Source organism: Colwellia chukchiensis (assembly GCF_002104455.1).
In the GTDB taxonomy this organism is placed as follows: domain Bacteria; phylum Pseudomonadota; class Gammaproteobacteria; order Enterobacterales; family Alteromonadaceae; genus Cognaticolwellia; species Cognaticolwellia chukchiensis.
On the sequence record NZ_NBOC01000003.1, the window covers coordinates 174549 to 189713 of the forward strand.

The 15165-nt window shown below is 43.1% G+C and carries 14 protein-coding genes; 6 read left to right on the forward strand and 8 right to left on the reverse strand.

Translation table 11 applies throughout. The features are described 5' to 3' along the window. Positions 1 to 73: 73 nt before the first annotated feature. The 6 genes from B6K83_RS06045 to B6K83_RS06070 form a co-directional block, all read right to left on the reverse strand. The gene (locus B6K83_RS06045) at positions 74 to 1183 is read right to left on the reverse strand and encodes a glycosyltransferase family 4 protein (RefSeq protein ID WP_085284064.1); all 1110 of its coding nucleotides are present in this window, start codon (positions 1181 to 1183) and stop codon (positions 74 to 76) included. Positions 1184 to 1254: 71 nt separating this feature from the next. Then, entirely contained in the window at positions 1255 to 2772 is a 1518-nt protein-coding gene (locus tag B6K83_RS06050; RefSeq protein WP_085284065.1) for an oligosaccharide flippase family protein, read from the reverse strand. Further along, complete coding sequence (locus B6K83_RS06055; RefSeq protein ID WP_085284066.1) at positions 2773 to 4098, reverse strand: O-antigen ligase family protein; 1326 nt, start codon at positions 4096 to 4098, stop codon at positions 2773 to 2775. Further along, positions 4095 to 5180 carry a glycosyltransferase gene (locus tag B6K83_RS06060; RefSeq protein ID WP_085284067.1) on the reverse strand — a complete coding sequence of 362 codons (1086 nt, stop codon included), beginning with the start codon at positions 5178 to 5180 and terminating at the stop codon, positions 4095 to 4097. Before B6K83_RS06060 ends, B6K83_RS06055 begins: the two co-directional genes overlap by 4 nt. Continuing rightward, positions 5173 to 6324, reverse strand: a complete 1152-nt coding sequence (locus B6K83_RS06065; protein WP_085284068.1) for a glycosyltransferase — start codon at positions 6322 to 6324, stop codon at positions 5173 to 5175. Before B6K83_RS06065 ends, B6K83_RS06060 begins: the two co-directional genes overlap by 8 nt. Further along, a complete protein-coding gene (locus B6K83_RS06070) occupies positions 6324 to 6755 on the reverse strand; it encodes a serine O-acetyltransferase (protein ID WP_085284069.1) in 432 nt (143 codons plus the stop codon). Before B6K83_RS06070 ends, B6K83_RS06065 begins: the two co-directional genes overlap by 1 nt. Positions 6756 to 6836: 81 nt before the next feature. Here B6K83_RS06070 and B6K83_RS06075 point away from each other — a divergent pair, with 81 nt between their 5' ends. From B6K83_RS06075 to B6K83_RS06090, 4 genes are all read left to right on the forward strand, one after another. Next, on the forward strand, positions 6837 to 7481 hold the full coding sequence (locus B6K83_RS06075; protein WP_269844005.1) for a sugar transferase: 645 nt from the start codon (positions 6837 to 6839) through the stop codon (positions 7479 to 7481). After that, positions 7478 to 8125 (forward strand): acetyltransferase, encoded by a 648-nt coding sequence (locus tag B6K83_RS06080; RefSeq protein ID WP_085284071.1) that lies wholly within the window; start codon positions 7478 to 7480, stop codon positions 8123 to 8125. Before B6K83_RS06075 ends, B6K83_RS06080 begins: the two co-directional genes overlap by 4 nt. A gap of 8 nt (positions 8126 to 8133) precedes the next feature. Next, positions 8134 to 9315: a DegT/DnrJ/EryC1/StrS family aminotransferase gene (locus B6K83_RS06085; RefSeq protein ID WP_085284072.1), complete on the forward strand. Its 1182-nt coding sequence runs from the start codon at positions 8134 to 8136 to the stop codon at positions 9313 to 9315. Between the two features lie 134 nt (positions 9316 to 9449). Beyond that, positions 9450 to 11354 carry a polysaccharide biosynthesis protein gene (locus B6K83_RS06090; RefSeq protein ID WP_085284073.1) on the forward strand — a complete coding sequence of 635 codons (1905 nt, stop codon included), beginning with the start codon at positions 9450 to 9452 and terminating at the stop codon, positions 11352 to 11354. A gap of 85 nt (positions 11355 to 11439) precedes the next feature. Here the strand turns inward: B6K83_RS06090 and B6K83_RS06095 are convergent, their stop codons facing one another. Beyond that, positions 11440 to 12570, reverse strand: a complete 1131-nt coding sequence (locus B6K83_RS06095; RefSeq protein ID WP_085284074.1) for an MltA domain-containing protein — start codon at positions 12568 to 12570, stop codon at positions 11440 to 11442. A 191-nt stretch (positions 12571 to 12761) separates the two neighbouring features. Here B6K83_RS06095 and B6K83_RS06100 point away from each other — a divergent pair, with 191 nt between their 5' ends. After that, entirely contained in the window at positions 12762 to 13841 is a 1080-nt protein-coding gene (locus tag B6K83_RS06100; RefSeq protein WP_085284075.1) for a site-2 protease family protein, read from the forward strand. Between the two features lie 48 nt (positions 13842 to 13889). Continuing rightward, on the forward strand, positions 13890 to 14294 hold the full coding sequence (locus tag B6K83_RS06105; protein WP_085284076.1) for a hypothetical protein: 405 nt from the start codon (positions 13890 to 13892) through the stop codon (positions 14292 to 14294). A 124-nt stretch (positions 14295 to 14418) separates the two neighbouring features. Here the strand turns inward: B6K83_RS06105 and B6K83_RS06110 are convergent, their stop codons facing one another. Continuing rightward, a complete protein-coding gene (locus B6K83_RS06110; protein ID WP_085284077.1) occupies positions 14419 to 15078 on the reverse strand; it encodes a YceH family protein in 660 nt (219 codons plus the stop codon). Between the last annotated feature and the right edge of the window lie 87 nt (positions 15079 to 15165).

Sequence of the window (15165 nt, forward strand, 5' to 3'; positions counted from 1 at the left end):
ATACTGACAAATTTGATCTAAAACAAGCTCAGCTTAAATTAGCAAAAATCTTCATAGTAATTGTCGCAAAGGCTTACAGCGCCAATATCTTAGCAATTTGTGCGTTAACCTCTGCCACATTAAATTGACCTTCTGCCATGCGGCGACTGCTGTTGGCCATTTGCGGCCAACGCTCTGGGTGTTCAATAAACCACAACATGCGCTGCACCAAGGCATCAACATCGCGAACCGGCACTAAATAACCATTTGCTCCTGCAACTACAGTATCGCGACAACCTACTGTGTCTGTGGTTAATATCGCTCGTCCTATGCTCATGGCTTCAAGCACAGTGCGGGGTAAGCCTTCATGATAAGAGGGTAAGGTGTAAATATGGCAAGCTGCTAAATACGGTTTTACATCATCCACGGCGCCTAAATAGTCAAGCTGCCCGCCGGCTTGCCATTGTGCTACCTCAGCCGCAGATATTTTATCTGGTGAGCTGTCATAGGGCCCAACAAGCTGAAATTTTGCTTGCGGATAAGTTTGTTTAACAATGCGCGCCGCTTGTGCGTACTCTCGAATACCTTTATCACCTAATAAGCGCGCTATCAGTAAAAATGTCACCTCGCCAGTAGGTAAAGGCTGTTGCTTAAATTCTTGCGTATCTATGCCTGAGCCAAATACCCGATAACACTGCTCAGCACGCGCTAAACCTAAGTCGATAAAACATTGTCGATTGTCTTGATTTTGAAAAATGACGTTTTGCGCTTTGAGCAATGAAAATTTATACAAACATTTCACAATAAGGCTAACTGAGTTGCGCAGCCAGTTGCCTTTTTCAAAGGCATAACCTAAGCCGGTTATCATGGCATTAAAGTTGTCAAAGCGGGTAATATGCGCAGCAATGCCGCCCCATATAATGGGTTTTATGGTGTACGCCAATACTTTATCTGGCGCTATGGCATGATAAGCACGTTTGATATCGAGCAAGGTTTGCAAATCGATAAACGGATTCAAGCCGTTGCGCGCCACGCGATAAGGCCGAAAACTCGCGCCAAGCGCATGTAGTTGTGCAATCACATCAGCGCTTGCCGGCGCACTCATCACAGTAACCTGATGACCGGCTGCAATAAAGTGGCGAATCAGATTACCGCGAAAGCCAATAATAGAGTTGGGATAGGCACCAATAATGAGGATCTTCATATGCCATACCTAGCCAACAGCCAACTAGCGTTAGCGTAACGCGCTTTCATACATTGATCAGCCCTTTGCACTTAAGCACCCCTCCTGCGAATTAGGCTTTTTAATTGCTGACGCTCGTTCGCGGTTAAAATGATAAAATAACTCAGCGGTAAATAAAGCATTGCAGTAAGCAAACACGCTACTACCAAACCGTCCCATGTTGTGCTGATATAAGGTGATATCGTTAACGCAAACAGCGCTACTAAGAGTAAAACCGGCACTGAATAACGCAATATGGCGTAATACAGGTGCAGAATATTAAGTTTAACCACCCGATATAAGTAGATATTAACCAGTAACAGCTCGCCGACTAACAAGGCCAAAGCCGTCGCCCAAACGGCCCCAAGCATGCCAAATTTTTGCACTAAGTATACCGACAAAATGACATTAACGATGGCGGTTGCCAATAACAACAAGCTGCGCACTTTATGTAGGTTTAGCGCTTGTAGAACCGCATTGATGGAACTTTGTGCTAGCACCAAAATAAAGGGCACCATAGCAATAAGTGCCACCCAGTACGCGGCTAAAAACGCTGGACCAACAAACAAATAAATGAATAACTCACCGAAAAAGGCAAAGATGAGCAAAATATAGCCCAAGACTATCATTTGATAGCGCGCTATGGTGCAAAGCTGTGCCATTAATACTTTATTGCTAGCTCCTTGCTGCACCATCTGCATAATTTTCGTAGTAAAAATATTAACAATGACACTGGCAAAAGCAATAAAGCTAAACACCAATTGATTGCCAATATTAAAGATACCCAGCATAGTACTATTGGTTAGCGTACCAATAATTAAGTTATCAACTCGCCAGTTAATTTGATTAACCAACACGTTTAAAGCAATAAATGATGTATAAACAAAAACTTCCTTTAGCGTCAGCCAATCAAGCAGTGTCGCTTTAAAACGAATATCAATATTACGGCGTATATAAATAAAACGGATCAGGCTATGCAAAAAGTTGGTTGTGGTGTCTATGATAACAATGGCTAAAACACCAAAGCCCATTTCTAAGCCTACAACGATGCTTAAACAGCGGACAATAAAAACAATTATTTCCGTACTTTTCTGAAAACGAAACCTTTGATTACTGCTAATAATCCCGGTCAAGGCATTACTCATTAAGGTGATGACAACATTAACCAGCAAAATCAAAAATGCTGATTGTAGTAACTGGTTTTCATTGGCAGACAGCGAACCCGAAAAAATAGCAGGTAATTGCCACCACAGAGCCATGCCAATAAAAAATACTAGTATCGCTAATACCGTGTAGATCAGCATAATGCTGCTGATAAACGCGGCTTCCTTAGCTTTATCCTGTTCGGCTTTATAGATGGCTAAAAATCGAATAGTGGTATTGGCTAAACCAAACTCTAAAACAATTAAATAGCCTGCTAATGCGCTAACTAAGCTATAAATACCATAATGACTGACACCTAGGTGGTTGATAATAAATGGGATCAACAACAGCGCCGCAATATTTCTGATCACAATAGCGCAATAACTTAAAGCAACACCCGCACGCCTTTCCCGACTTACATTAGTCATCTAATCATCTTTTCTGTAGGTATTATAAACAATAAGCATTAGCACAAAGTAACTGGTATATTTCGCTAGGTTTTGCAGACTAAAACAATACAATATAAACACTAAAATAGGTAACCACGCCAAGCGAAAAATGGGCGCTGATGCAACTCGACTGCGCTGGGCTCGAAACGCAAAATAAATATAACTAAACAAGAGCCAGCTACCAAGCAAACCAAAACTGATAAGGATTTCTAAAAACGTATTATGTGGCCCAACCGCGTCACTAAACACACCCGCTTGTAAAAAGTGATGATTGTAATAACCTAAATAGCCATTAATACCAGCACCAAACAGCATAAAGGCAGCACTTAACTGCAAAAACAGCGCACTATATTCTTGCAAAATAACACTGCGTGAGCCGGTGAGCTGTGCCAAATTATCGGCATTAAATCTTGTCAATATATCTAACTCCCCTAGTGAAGAAAAACCACTAAGCCAATAGAAACAAAATAAAATAAGTAAACCATTAAGCGCTAAAAGCATGCGAACTAACATATCTCCTAATGCTGAGCGATAATAGAGCAGAAAATAAGCCACTAGCGAACAGGTGGCGACAATAAAAAAGCTACGCGAGACAGTAAGTGCGCCAAAGCTCAACATTAACAACATGATAACACGCACAGACTTAGTAATTTTTGCGCGAGGTATGACGGGTAAATAAAAGTACAGCACCAACAAGCACAATAAACCGAAATTATTGGGGTCGCCTGCAGCGCCGGAAAAGCGGGTGATGGCCTTGACGGGTTCACTAGCTAACGGAGCAAAATAAGCACTTATCAAGCCATAAAAGGCCGACATGATCACGCCCCACAGCAATACCAAACGCAGCTGTGAAAATGCCACATATTGTGTGCGATCAAATAATAACAATGACGTAAAAAGGAACAATATGGCCCAGCGAATTGTGGTTGAAGCCAACATCACGGGATTATAAAAAACATGCATTAACTCATATAGCAACACCAATAACATGACAATCAAGCCGGGTTGATAAAATTGCGTTGCCATGACATGGGTTAATAAATAGCGACCAAAAATCGCCAATAAAATAAAGGTGAGTAATGAAATACTAATATAAGGAGACTGACTAAAAATATCAGCACAAGGCAATAAGAAAAATACTAATTGCAAGCTGCGCGCAAAGGGCAAAATCATGGCGGCGATAACGCCTAGACCCACAATGAGTAATAAAAATGGCGCACTGGCAGTAAAAGCATATAGCGCAATAAACAGCGCACACAACACGAGCTCAGCATGAGCGTTACGCGCTAATTCAAATACCCTCATGACGGCTCTTCTAATTGATAAAACGCGATTAATTGTCGTAATACACTGTCCGTTGTATAACCACGTTCAGCATAGGCAGCATGGATCTGTGCCTGCGACACCTGCACTTGCGGTAAGTTATTTAGTGTTGTTAACCAAGACGCGAGATCATCTAAGCCATGACGCGACACTATGCCTAAGCCCATATCAGACTCTGTGCTGATGGTGTCGGCAATTAAACATGGCAAAGCCGCTGCTTGCGCTTCGAGCAATGCCACCGAAACACCTTCAAATAACGACGGCATAATAAAACCATCTACACTTTGCAACAAATTGGCAATCGCTGCGGTGGCCGGCAAAACGGTAAAACGCGATTGTAAGTTCAGTCGCGTGATTTGTTGACAAAACTGTGCTTTAAGCGGTCCTTCACCGACACAAACAAAGTGAATATCGTCGGCTAAGCTAGGTTGCTTTGCCAACTGCAATAAAAATTGATGGTTTTTCACCTTAGAAAAACGTCCAACCTGTAAAAGCAAGGTTTTGTTGCTTGGTAAGTGTTGGTGCGGTTGCTTATGCCCCGAACTAACAGCAAACTTTTCAAGGCAGATGGCGTTATTAATCACGGTAAAAGGCTTGCCGCCATACAAAAATAAACCGGCCGCTTGGCCACACGCAAGGTGGACATTACTTGCGGCTGTGGTTAACGACTTAAGTAAGCCAATCACAGGCCGTAAGCGCGAGTTTTCTAACCCGCTAGTATGCGAGTGACAAACTCGTACCTTAACTCCAAAGCATTTTGCTAACCAAAGCAAAACCACATTCTTAAAACTATTATGAACATGCACCACTTGGTAGCGAGGCGCTGCGGATAAGAGCTTAATAACCGCTTTTAGATGTAAAAATGGCTGCTGCTTAAGGGTGGGAATAAGCCAAACCCTGCCGCCCATGGCGGTAATTTCTGGGTGCAGTGGTCCGTCATTAAAACTGATAAAGTCGAACTGATACTGCCGCTTATCCAGCTGTCGATACCAATTCATTACCACAGACGAGATACCGCCGTGCGTTAGCGCCGGCACTACTTGCAGTACTTTAATCTTATTCATCGGGTAAATACGCTGCTAAATAACGTTGGCGAGTGCTCGATAAACAATAACCCTGTTGTCGAAATTGCCGATCGATGTATTTTTTATCAACCTCAGGCAATGAGGCTTGTTGTAAAATGGCATCACACCATGCCGATGTGCCGGCCTGCAACGATAAAAACTGACATAAACCCACACCAATATCAGCTTCCTTGGGCATGCTTTGTGATAACACACAAGGTAAACCCGCAGCTTGAGCTTCCAGCGCAGCAACACCAAGCCCTTCATGCAATGATGTCATCACCATCACATCAAACAACGACAACAAGCGTTTGATATCATTACGGTTGCCCCAAAAGCGCACCTGCGCGTCTAATGCTAAGTCATGAACTTGCTGCCTTAACACGTCGCCAAGTTCACCATCACCAATTAAATGCAAACAAAAGTTGCCTTCAAGCTGCTGTAGTCTTTTAGCGATTGCTAATAAAAAGTGATGGTTTTTAACTGGATAAAAGCGGCCAACACACACTATGTTAATAACATCAGGGTCTAGCTGATAACGCTGTTTATCTAGCCTTGTGCTGGCACTTTTCGGTCTGATATTTTCGAAGTCAAAAGCATTGGCTATCACCTCAAAATTGGCGTTAGTTGTTAACTTAGTTCCGCTCGGCCGGCCATAGAGAAAGCGGCCCGCAGCCTCAGAAATTGCAAAGCGACGGGTCGCAAATTGCGCAATAAGTTGTCGCCCCAAGGCCAACATCAGTCGGCTCGCCCTGTTGTTTGCGCCTGTGTTGGTATTACGCGCATGGGCGATACGTACCGGCACCCTTGCTAAAAAGGCAATAAACACGCATAAACCAGAATAATAAGAGGTATGGGCATGCAGCGCGTTATATTTAGGCTGCTGACGAAGCACTTGATACAACTGCCAAAGGTTTTTAACAAGCGACTGACGCGGGCTAGTAATAATATGGATTTTCCCGCCTTTTTCTAGCACTTCCTCGCTAAAATAACAGGGCTCTTCTGTCATGATCAAAAAATCATTCTCTAAAACATTTTTATCTTGGCAGCGAAACATATCCATAATACGGCTTTCTGCGCCACCTAAGTTTAAGTTCATAAAAACATGGAGTACGCGTTTTGGCGAAGACAGCTTTGACATCATTAATCTTGCTTAATCGGTTTAGCAGGCGCGCCAACCACAGTCGTATTCGCGGCAACATCACTTAGCACTACCGCATTGGCACCAATGCGGGCATTATCTCCAATGGTGATTGGCCCTAATATCACCGCTCCAGCACCAATAAAAACATTTTCACCAATGACAGGTACGCCATTCTCCGCTGCCGACTTACCATTGCCGCCAATGGTAACATTTTGGTAGAGGCAAGTACCGGCGCCAATCTTGGCATGTTTATGAATAACCACACCCAGTCCATTATGAAAAAAGCCTACATTGGCGGCAATGTCGGCACTGTATTTAACGTCACAGGCAAACACAATACGAATAAGGTAATAAACAAACTTTGGTAAAATTGGAATTTTTTTTAAATAACACCAACGAGAAAAGTAATAGAGGCGAACCACGGCATGCATAAGACGACTTAGATTTAAAAATCAATTTGTTATTATTGTACTGTGCAATTTACTCCTGTTATATTGGAAAATAAAGTGAAAATGAGGAATTGCCAGTTTAGCGTATACTGCAAACTCGCCATTATGTATAACTTCATCAAACGTTGCATCGACATTAGTGTCTCATTGTTAGCACTGATAATACTCTGCCCTATTTATTTACTGGTGGCGTTGCTCGTGGCAAAAAAGCTCGGTCGACCGGTACATTTTAAGCAACCACGCCCTGGCTTAAACGGCAAAGTATTCATGATGACAAAGTTTCGTACTATGCACGATGCCACAGATAGCCAGGGTCAGCCATTACCTGACCGCCAGCGGTTAAACTCATTTGGCTTAAAATTAAGGCGTAGCAGTTTAGATGAGTTACCTGGATTATTTGCGGTGTTAAAAGGTGATATGAGCTTAGTAGGGCCACGGCCGTTATTGGTTGAATATTTACCGCTATACTCTAACGAACAAGCGCAACGACATAACGTCAAACCTGGTTTAACCGGCTGGGCTCAAGTCAATGGTCGCAACGCCATTAGCTGGCAAGAAAAATTTCAGCTCGACCTATGGTATGTAAACAATCAGTCATTGTGGTTAGATCTTAAAATACTCCTAATGACCATTCACAAAGTCTGCAGTCAAGCCGATATCAATAGCCAGGGTGAAGCGAGTATGAGCAAGTTTACAGGGCAACCATGAGCAATAAACAACACTTAGTCATTATTGGTGCCGGTGGTCATGGCCGAGTTGCTGCCGACTGTGCTGAGCAAATGGGTAACTACCCCAAAATCACCTTTTTAGATGACTGTTATTCGACCCGGAAAAGTAATGCACATTGGCCAATTACGGGTCCCGCCCATTGTTGGCAAGACTACCGACAAAGCGCTGACTTTTTTGTCGCTTTTGGCGATAATGCGCAACGTGCCGCCATGCTAACACAGCTAACCGCCGCAAATTGCCAACTCGCCACCTTGATCCACCCAAGCGCTGTGATCAGCAAGCACTGCACAATAGCGCCGGCAGTATTAGTGGCCGCAAACGCCGTGATTAATATTGGCAGTCGTATTGAGTTAGGCTGCATCATTAATACCGCCGCCACGGTCGATCATGACTGTCATATTCAAGCATACTGCCATCTATCTCCAGGCGTCAATATCGCCGGTGGCGTTAAAATCGGTCAATATTCATGGCTAGGTATCGCCAGCGCGGTTATTCAAGCCATTGAGATCGCAAAAAATACCCAATGCGGCGCCGGTGCGGTAATAACCAAACCCACCAAAAGCAACCAACTTTATGTAGGGGTACCTGCGACCCCTGTTCGTACACTTAACACTATTCGATAGGAGCAACTGTGCTCAATACCAAACTTTCCCCTTGGCCAAGCTTTAGCGAAGAAGAAATAGCAGCGGTTAGCCAAGTGCTGCAATCAAATCAAGTTAACTATTGGACTGGACAACAAGGACGACTATTTGAAAAAGAATTCGCTGCGTTTAGCCAAAGCCAGTATGCTGTAGCGGTTGCTAATGGCACATTAGCCCTCGATTTAGCACTAAAAGCCCTCGACATAGGCCAAGGTGATGAAGTAGTGGTCACCTCGCGCACCTTTATTGCGTCAATTAGCAGTATAGTAAATGCTGGTGCAACACCAATTTTTGCCGATGTTGAACTTGATTCTCAAAATATCAGTGCGGCAACTATTGCGCCAGTATTATCAAATAAAACCAAAGCTATAATTTGCGTCCATTTAGCCGGCTGGCCATGCGAAATGGACGATATAATGGCGTTAGCGACACAACATAAGCTGTACGTCATTGAAGATTGCGCTCAAGCTCATGGCGCTTTATATAAAGGCCGCTCGGTCGGCAGTATTGGTCATATTGGTGCATGGTCATTTTGCCAAGATAAAATTATTAGCACGGGCGGTGAAGGCGGTATGTTAACTACCAATGACGAAAATCTTTGGCGAAAAGCATGGGCCTATAAAGATCACGGTAAGTCATATGCGGCGGTTTATGAAAAAAATCATCCTCCGGGTTATCGTTGGCTACATGAAAGCTTTGGTACTAATTGGCGCCTTAGTGAAATGCAATCGGCCATTGGCCGCATTCAACTCCAGCGCATGAGCCATTGGCGAGATGCGCGTAATTGCAATGCGGAAAATATTTTTCAAGTTTGTCGACAGTATGCATGGTTAAGAGTACCAGATGTGCCCTCGTATATTGTCCATGCGTATTACAAGTGCTATGTCTTTGTTGAGCACAGCAAACTACCGAAAAGTTTATCGCAAGCAGCGCTTATTAATGCCATTAACGACGCTGGTGTGCCTTGTTTTTCCGGAAGTTGTTCCGAGGTATATAAAGAAAAAGCCTTTGACGGCACCAAGCTTAGACCAAAAATGCCATTAAAAAATGCACAAGCATTAGGGGCAACAAGCTTGATGTTTTTAGTGCATCCAACCTTAACCGCTGACGAAATTAGCGGCATTTGCCAAGCCTTGAAAAACCTTTTCGATAGCATTGAACATCAGCGTTAATGGCTTGCCTGCACGAACAATATTCATATCAGAACAATTAAACCATGACAATGTAACAAAATATTGCAAGAATAGCTGACAAAGATCGTTAATGCAGTTTATGCATATAAAGCGGCGTGTAAGGTAAAACATTCATGGTTAGACGTATTGATTTAATACCAAGCTCGATAAAACTGAGCTTGGTTTTGGCTTATGACTTATGGGCACTTGGTATAGCATTTTACCTTGCGTATCTCATTAGGTTAGGTGTCGAAAGCCTGACTATTTCTTGGCCAGAGCACTTAGTATTCTTCATTGTGCTCAGCGCAACCTTAATCTTGTTTTACCTGTTTGATGTTTATAATTCAGTTATTCGCTTTTTCAATGCTAAAGCATTCTTAACTATCCAGTTTTTATTAATAATCGCCAGCCTTACTTTTTACCTTAGTAGCTATGCCTTTGATGCTTTTGTGCCTCGCTCTGTGCCTATTGTATTTTTGGTGCTGGCTAGCGTACAAATAGCAGGGGCAAGAGCACTTGTCAGCCTAATAGCCAAAAACCATTGGTTTGATGAGCGTGAGGCCGTAGTTATTTATGGCGCTAGCAATGCAGGTAGGCAACTGGCACATGTACTAGCGCAAGGTAATCAATATCAAGCTTTGGCTTTTTTAGATGAAAAAAAACGTTACTGTGGTCGCAATATATTAGGATTAAAAATTCATTCTCCGCAACGCATTAACGCCTTACTGAAAAAGTATGGCAGTTTTAAAGTATTGATTGCCATTCCAAGTGCCGATCCCATTCGTCTCAAACAAGTGCTTGCCAAAATTGAGCCTTACGCCCTAGAGGTATTAATGGTGCCTGATATGTCAGATATCATTTCAGGTAAACGCAATATCGACGAATTTAGAGAAGTATCGATTGACGAACTACTCGGGCGTAAGCCAGTGCAACCCATACCAGCGCTACTCAGTGCCAATATTAGTGATAAAGTGGTCTTAGTGTCAGGTGCGGGCGGCTCAATTGGTCAAGAGCTATGCCGGCAAATAGTGCTGCAAAATCCGAAGAAACTGATTTTGCTCGACGTCAGTGAAGCGGCGCTTTATCAAGTGCACCAAGAGCTAAGCGAAACCTTAGCCAACAGCGGAGGAGGCACCACACTAACCCCCTTAATTGCTAATGTGCAAAATGGGCTGTTAATGACCAATATCTTTACGCGACATCAAGTGAACACCATATATCATGCTGCGGCCTACAAGCATGTGCCTATGGTAGAAAACAATGTCATTGCTGGGGTCAGCAATAATGTTTTAGGCAGCTATGAAATTGCCCAAGCAGCCATCTATTGTCAGGTTGAAACCTTTGTTCTTATTTCAACAGATAAAGCGGTTAGACCCACCAATGTGATGGGCGCCAGTAAACGCCTTGCAGAATTAATATTACAAGGCTTTGCTCAGCAAGATCACCACACCCGCTTTGTCATGGTGCGATTTGGCAATGTGCTTGGCTCGTCGGGCTCTGTCGTGCCGTTATTTAAAAAACAAATTAAACAAGGTGGCCCGATCACCATAACCCACCCGGAAATTATTCGTTATTTTATGACCATTCCTGAAGCTGCCCAATTAGTGATCCAAGCCGGCGCTATGGGCACAGGTGGTGATGTATTTGTATTAGACATGGGTAAACCCGTAAAAATTGTCGACTTAGCCTATAAAATGGCGCACTTAATGGGCTTAACAATCAAAGATGAAGACAATCCGCAAGGCGATATTGCTATTCAATACAGTGGCTTGCGCCCAGGCGAAAAACTTTATGAAGAATTATTGATCAGTGATGATGCAAAAAGTACCCAGCACCAACGCATTTTAACCGCCAATGAACAAGCCATTCACCACAGTGCGATGCGAAAAATACTGACGCAATTAATGGCAGCAATTCAAGCAGAAGACGAGATGGAAATTCGCCAGATATTGCTAAATGCGCCGCTAGACTACCAACCGCGCCCACAAGCGGTGGAGCAGACGAAAGTTAACCTTAAACGCAGCTGTAAAGTTGCTTAAATACGCCATTTAACCGTGAGTTAAGCAAGCGATATAACAATAAGCCACCAAGCTTGCGTAACGCTTGATGGCAAGCAATTAAAGATCAGTGCGCTGGTTTCACTAGCATAAGCCAAGCTTGCGCGTAATCTGCTAAATGCTTATTGGCTTGATGGTAATCTTGCCAGCCGTAGTAACTGTCGACTAATAAATCCAGTTGAAACAAATTATTATCAAATGCTCCACCTTGATCGGCCAGCACCCCTAGCCGAGATACACGCTGCCCTTGCTGTTGATAACTCACCATAAACAGTTTACCTAGCCCCAATTGTGCAACATTACCGGCAAATGCCACCTGTGGTGCTAACGCTATTTTACTGAGCAGTGTTTCGCCATAGCCCATAATGCTTGGCACTTCCGCAAAATACCAATAACGCGCTTGCTCACGCTTACCTATGGCATAGTCATAAGCCACACCGTTATTACGATGTACGTTAAAGTAGCGTCGTACACCATTAACCTCCACTACACCTGTGCCCTGTAGCAATACATCATGCAATGCTTCTTCTGTAAGCCAAATCAGTGGCTTAGCGAGTTTATTTTGTTCTAAAACTCCAGCAATCACCTGTTGGCGCGTATATTGATGACGCGTCAGACTTAAATCTTTATTCGCCTCAGCTAGACTGATACCCGCTTCATCATACGGCAAGGCATATAGCGCTTGGTTATACTCAGCAGTTTTGACCGCACTAGCCTTTAAAAGCTTAGTGTAATATTTAGTTAAAAATATTTTATCTTGGGGTATCGCATTTAACATCCGTGACTTAACGGCATTGGTGCTTTTTTTCGCAATAGCCTGCGCTGTCGCTCTATCCGGTGTCCAGCGATAAAAATCAAAATGTTTACGCAAAAATTCGGGCTCATGTAAGCGACTATTACGCTTGGCCCGCACATCTGCTCGGTAAGTTTGACAGATAAATGCGAGGGTTTTTTCAACCCTAGTTAGAGTAACTTCATCATCAAATACTGTACCTGCATGTACAGCGAACTTATCGTCGGAAAACTGCTGAATATAATTGTGGGTACCCTCGGCTACTTCACACAAAGCGCTGGCTTTAAAGTTTGCCATCAAGCCTAACTCTGGACTGTTATCGTGGCGAAAAAATGGCGGTGTGTCTTTTGCTACGCTATAAAAACTAACTAAGAAAAAAACCAACCAAGATAAATAAAAACGCATAAGCAAAAGTCATGAAATAAAACCTAGCGCTATGGTATGACAATCACCAGATCTACGCTACTGTCGTCAGTAAAAAATCGGCTATTACTGTAGCCATTATCTCGCCTAATTATATGAATCTTTCTCAATAACCCTTGCTGCTTGCGCAAATATAGTGATAATCGGGCAAGATTTTATCACGGAGTGTTGTAGTGCAATTATTAGAAATAGAGTGTCTTGGTAAAAAGCTAAGATTAGAAGGAACAATGGCCGGCTGGCAAGCACTGTTCTGGAACGAACAATGTGTCTCTCAAATAAATGCTAACGCCGACCATGAGTCATTTTCGCATCAATTTACGCTACAAAGTGAACAAGGTGAGATACAGATTGAGCTAAGTGGCTCATTGCAATGGCAACCTTTTACCCTGCAATTTCAGCTGCTAGTTAACGGCCAGTTAATAGAAAATAATACCCTCAACGAACACGATATCGAACAACGTAAAATCAGCGAAGGCAAAAAACAGCCGATGAATTTTAGCTGGTTTGGTATGGCAGGTCTTGGCTTAAAGCTCTTTAAAAGTGCTAAAGTGATCAAAGTACTGTTTGCGGCGGGCAGTTTGGCTGCCTATAGTTGGTTGTTCTCCATTGAGTTTGCTATCGCGCTGATCCTTTGCCTTGTGTTCCATGAATATGGTCATATTAAAGCGATGAAATACTTTGGGTTAAAAACCAAAGGCATCTACCTGATTCCCTTTGTCGGCGGTTTAGCACTCAGTGACGATAAAATTAATACCCGCTGGCAAGATGTCTTTATTTCGATTATGGGGCCATTTTTCGGTTTAATGCTGTCTATCGCCTGCTTAATTGGCTATTGGTTAACCGACCTTGAAATACTGGCAGGTTTAGCTGTATTTAATGCCCTGCTCAACTTGTTTAATTTATTGCCTATCTTACCGTTAGACGGCGGTCACATACTAAAAAGTATCGCTTTTTCAATGAACTCTACTATAGGTATCGTGGCCTGCATCTTAGGTGCTGCTTTCGGGGTTTATATCAGTTACCACTTTGGTTTAGCACTCTTAGGCTTTTTATTGGCCATTGGCAGTATTGAAATATTTTTTGAATATAAACGCCGCCATTCAAGCGAGTTGTTACCGCTAAACCGTTATGCACAAATTGTTTCAGCATTATGGTATGTGATAACCGTCGGTGGTTTATGCGCCATTATTTGGCTGGTCGGTCAAACCGGAAATGCCGCTTTATCGCTGCCGCTCAAGATTTTGGCCAGTTAGTCAAAGCACAAGCATAGATATTAACCGAGAGTTTAAAAAGGAAAATTCGTGATTTCAAAAAAAGTAAGAGAGTTTTTTGTCTCATTAATGGAAGCAGGCGATAACACTGCTGTTTGCTACGATAAAGAAACCGAACAATATAGCGGTTTTTTCAATAATACCGTGGTCGATAAATATATTGAGCTTGGCGCCATTGAGTTGGTTGAAGCCGACACTGGCGCCACGGTTATTTTGCTAAATAATCGTGACGACTTTTTAAGCTCATTTGCTGCCGGCGTGCGAGAAGCGAAAAATGGTAGTGATCAATCCTATGCCGACTACAATGCCAATCCATTTGCCTTTTCTGTCGGCTTTGAGCATTTTCATCAATTAGCAAAGAAAAAACGCCAGTTAATCGGCTATATCTGTCATGGTTTTGAAAATGATGCAACCGGCCTAATCCATCAGCAATAACATCTCACCCTAGTTTCACATGACTTTGCAATGACAGTCATCGGTTATATTGTCATTGACCATTGTTTGCTCGAGCAGTACTTGCTCGCGCAATATTTGCCTGACTAGATAAGAAAATGAACCATCACTTACCCTCAAGCAAAGCCGTCAAACAGGCAACCTGCTCTGTCAATGTTGTCACTTGTTGCTCTAATACGCTGACGCGCTGCGCAAGCGAGTTATTATCTGCTAAAGGGCTAACACTTTCTTGCACAGCTGGCGCTAAGCCATCTTCGCTAACAGCTGAAAATAAATGCACATAGCGAGATTCGCGTTTCCCTGGCTCTCGGGCAAGCTTTTTCACTAAGACTTGGCCGTTTAAGTTTTGCAATTGCGCTAAGGCCGATTCAACCTCATGTACATCGGCAAAGTCCGCTAAGCGAGTAGAGCGCGTTCTTAATTCACCGGGCGTTTGCGGCCCTCTAAGTAATAACAGACAAATAATGGCTCTTTGTTGGGCACTGAATTTTAAATGGCCAAACTCGCTATCACAAAAACGGTGGCTATATTTACTGACTCGCCCCGTCGCATGCTGGTCTAGCATTAATAGTTTCATGTTGAGCAATTTATCAACGTGTTCTTGTACCTCAGTTTCATCAAGCGACAGCACAGGCTCACGGTTACTTTTTTGATTACACGCCGTGGTAATGCCATTGATAGACAGTGGATATTGCTCTGGTGTGGTGGTTTCTTTTTCAAGCATAACGCCAATAATGCGGCATTGCTCTGCGGATAATGTGATCATCTTGAAGACATCCTTAATTAAACCCCTAGTTATACCAAGCGATATAACGCTTGACTACGCTAGCTTGATATATTTCCTAGCAAAAAT

Bases quoted from the DNA above. Each gene is read 5' to 3' on its own strand.
- B6K83_RS06045 (WP_085284064.1), bottom strand. From the start codon at position 1,183: ATGAAGATCCTCATTATTGGTGCCTATCCCAACTCTATTATTGGCTTT.
- B6K83_RS06050 (WP_085284065.1), bottom strand. From the start codon at position 2,772: ATGACTAATGTAAGTCGGGAAAGGCGTGCGGGTGTTGCTTTAAGTTAT.
- B6K83_RS06055 (WP_085284066.1), bottom strand. From the start codon at position 4,098: ATGAGGGTATTTGAATTAGCGCGTAACGCTCATGCTGAGCTCGTGTTG.
- B6K83_RS06060 (WP_085284067.1), bottom strand. From the start codon at position 5,180: ATGAATAAGATTAAAGTACTGCAAGTAGTGCCGGCGCTAACGCACGGC.
- B6K83_RS06065 (WP_085284068.1), bottom strand. From the start codon at position 6,324: ATGATGTCAAAGCTGTCTTCGCCAAAACGCGTACTCCATGTTTTTATG.
- B6K83_RS06070 (WP_085284069.1), bottom strand. From the start codon at position 6,755: ATGCATGCCGTGGTTCGCCTCTATTACTTTTCTCGTTGGTGTTATTTA.
- B6K83_RS06075 (WP_269844005.1), top strand. From the start codon at position 6,837: ATGAGGAATTGCCAGTTTAGCGTATACTGCAAACTCGCCATTATGTAT.
- B6K83_RS06080 (WP_085284071.1), top strand. From the start codon at position 7,478: ATGAGCAATAAACAACACTTAGTCATTATTGGTGCCGGTGGTCATGGC.
- B6K83_RS06090 (WP_085284073.1), top strand. From the start codon at position 9,450: ATGGTTAGACGTATTGATTTAATACCAAGCTCGATAAAACTGAGCTTG.
- B6K83_RS06095 (WP_085284074.1), bottom strand. From the start codon at position 12,570: ATGCGTTTTTATTTATCTTGGTTGGTTTTTTTCTTAGTTAGTTTTTAT.
- B6K83_RS06110 (WP_085284077.1), bottom strand. From the start codon at position 15,078: ATGATCACATTATCCGCAGAGCAATGCCGCATTATTGGCGTTATGCTT.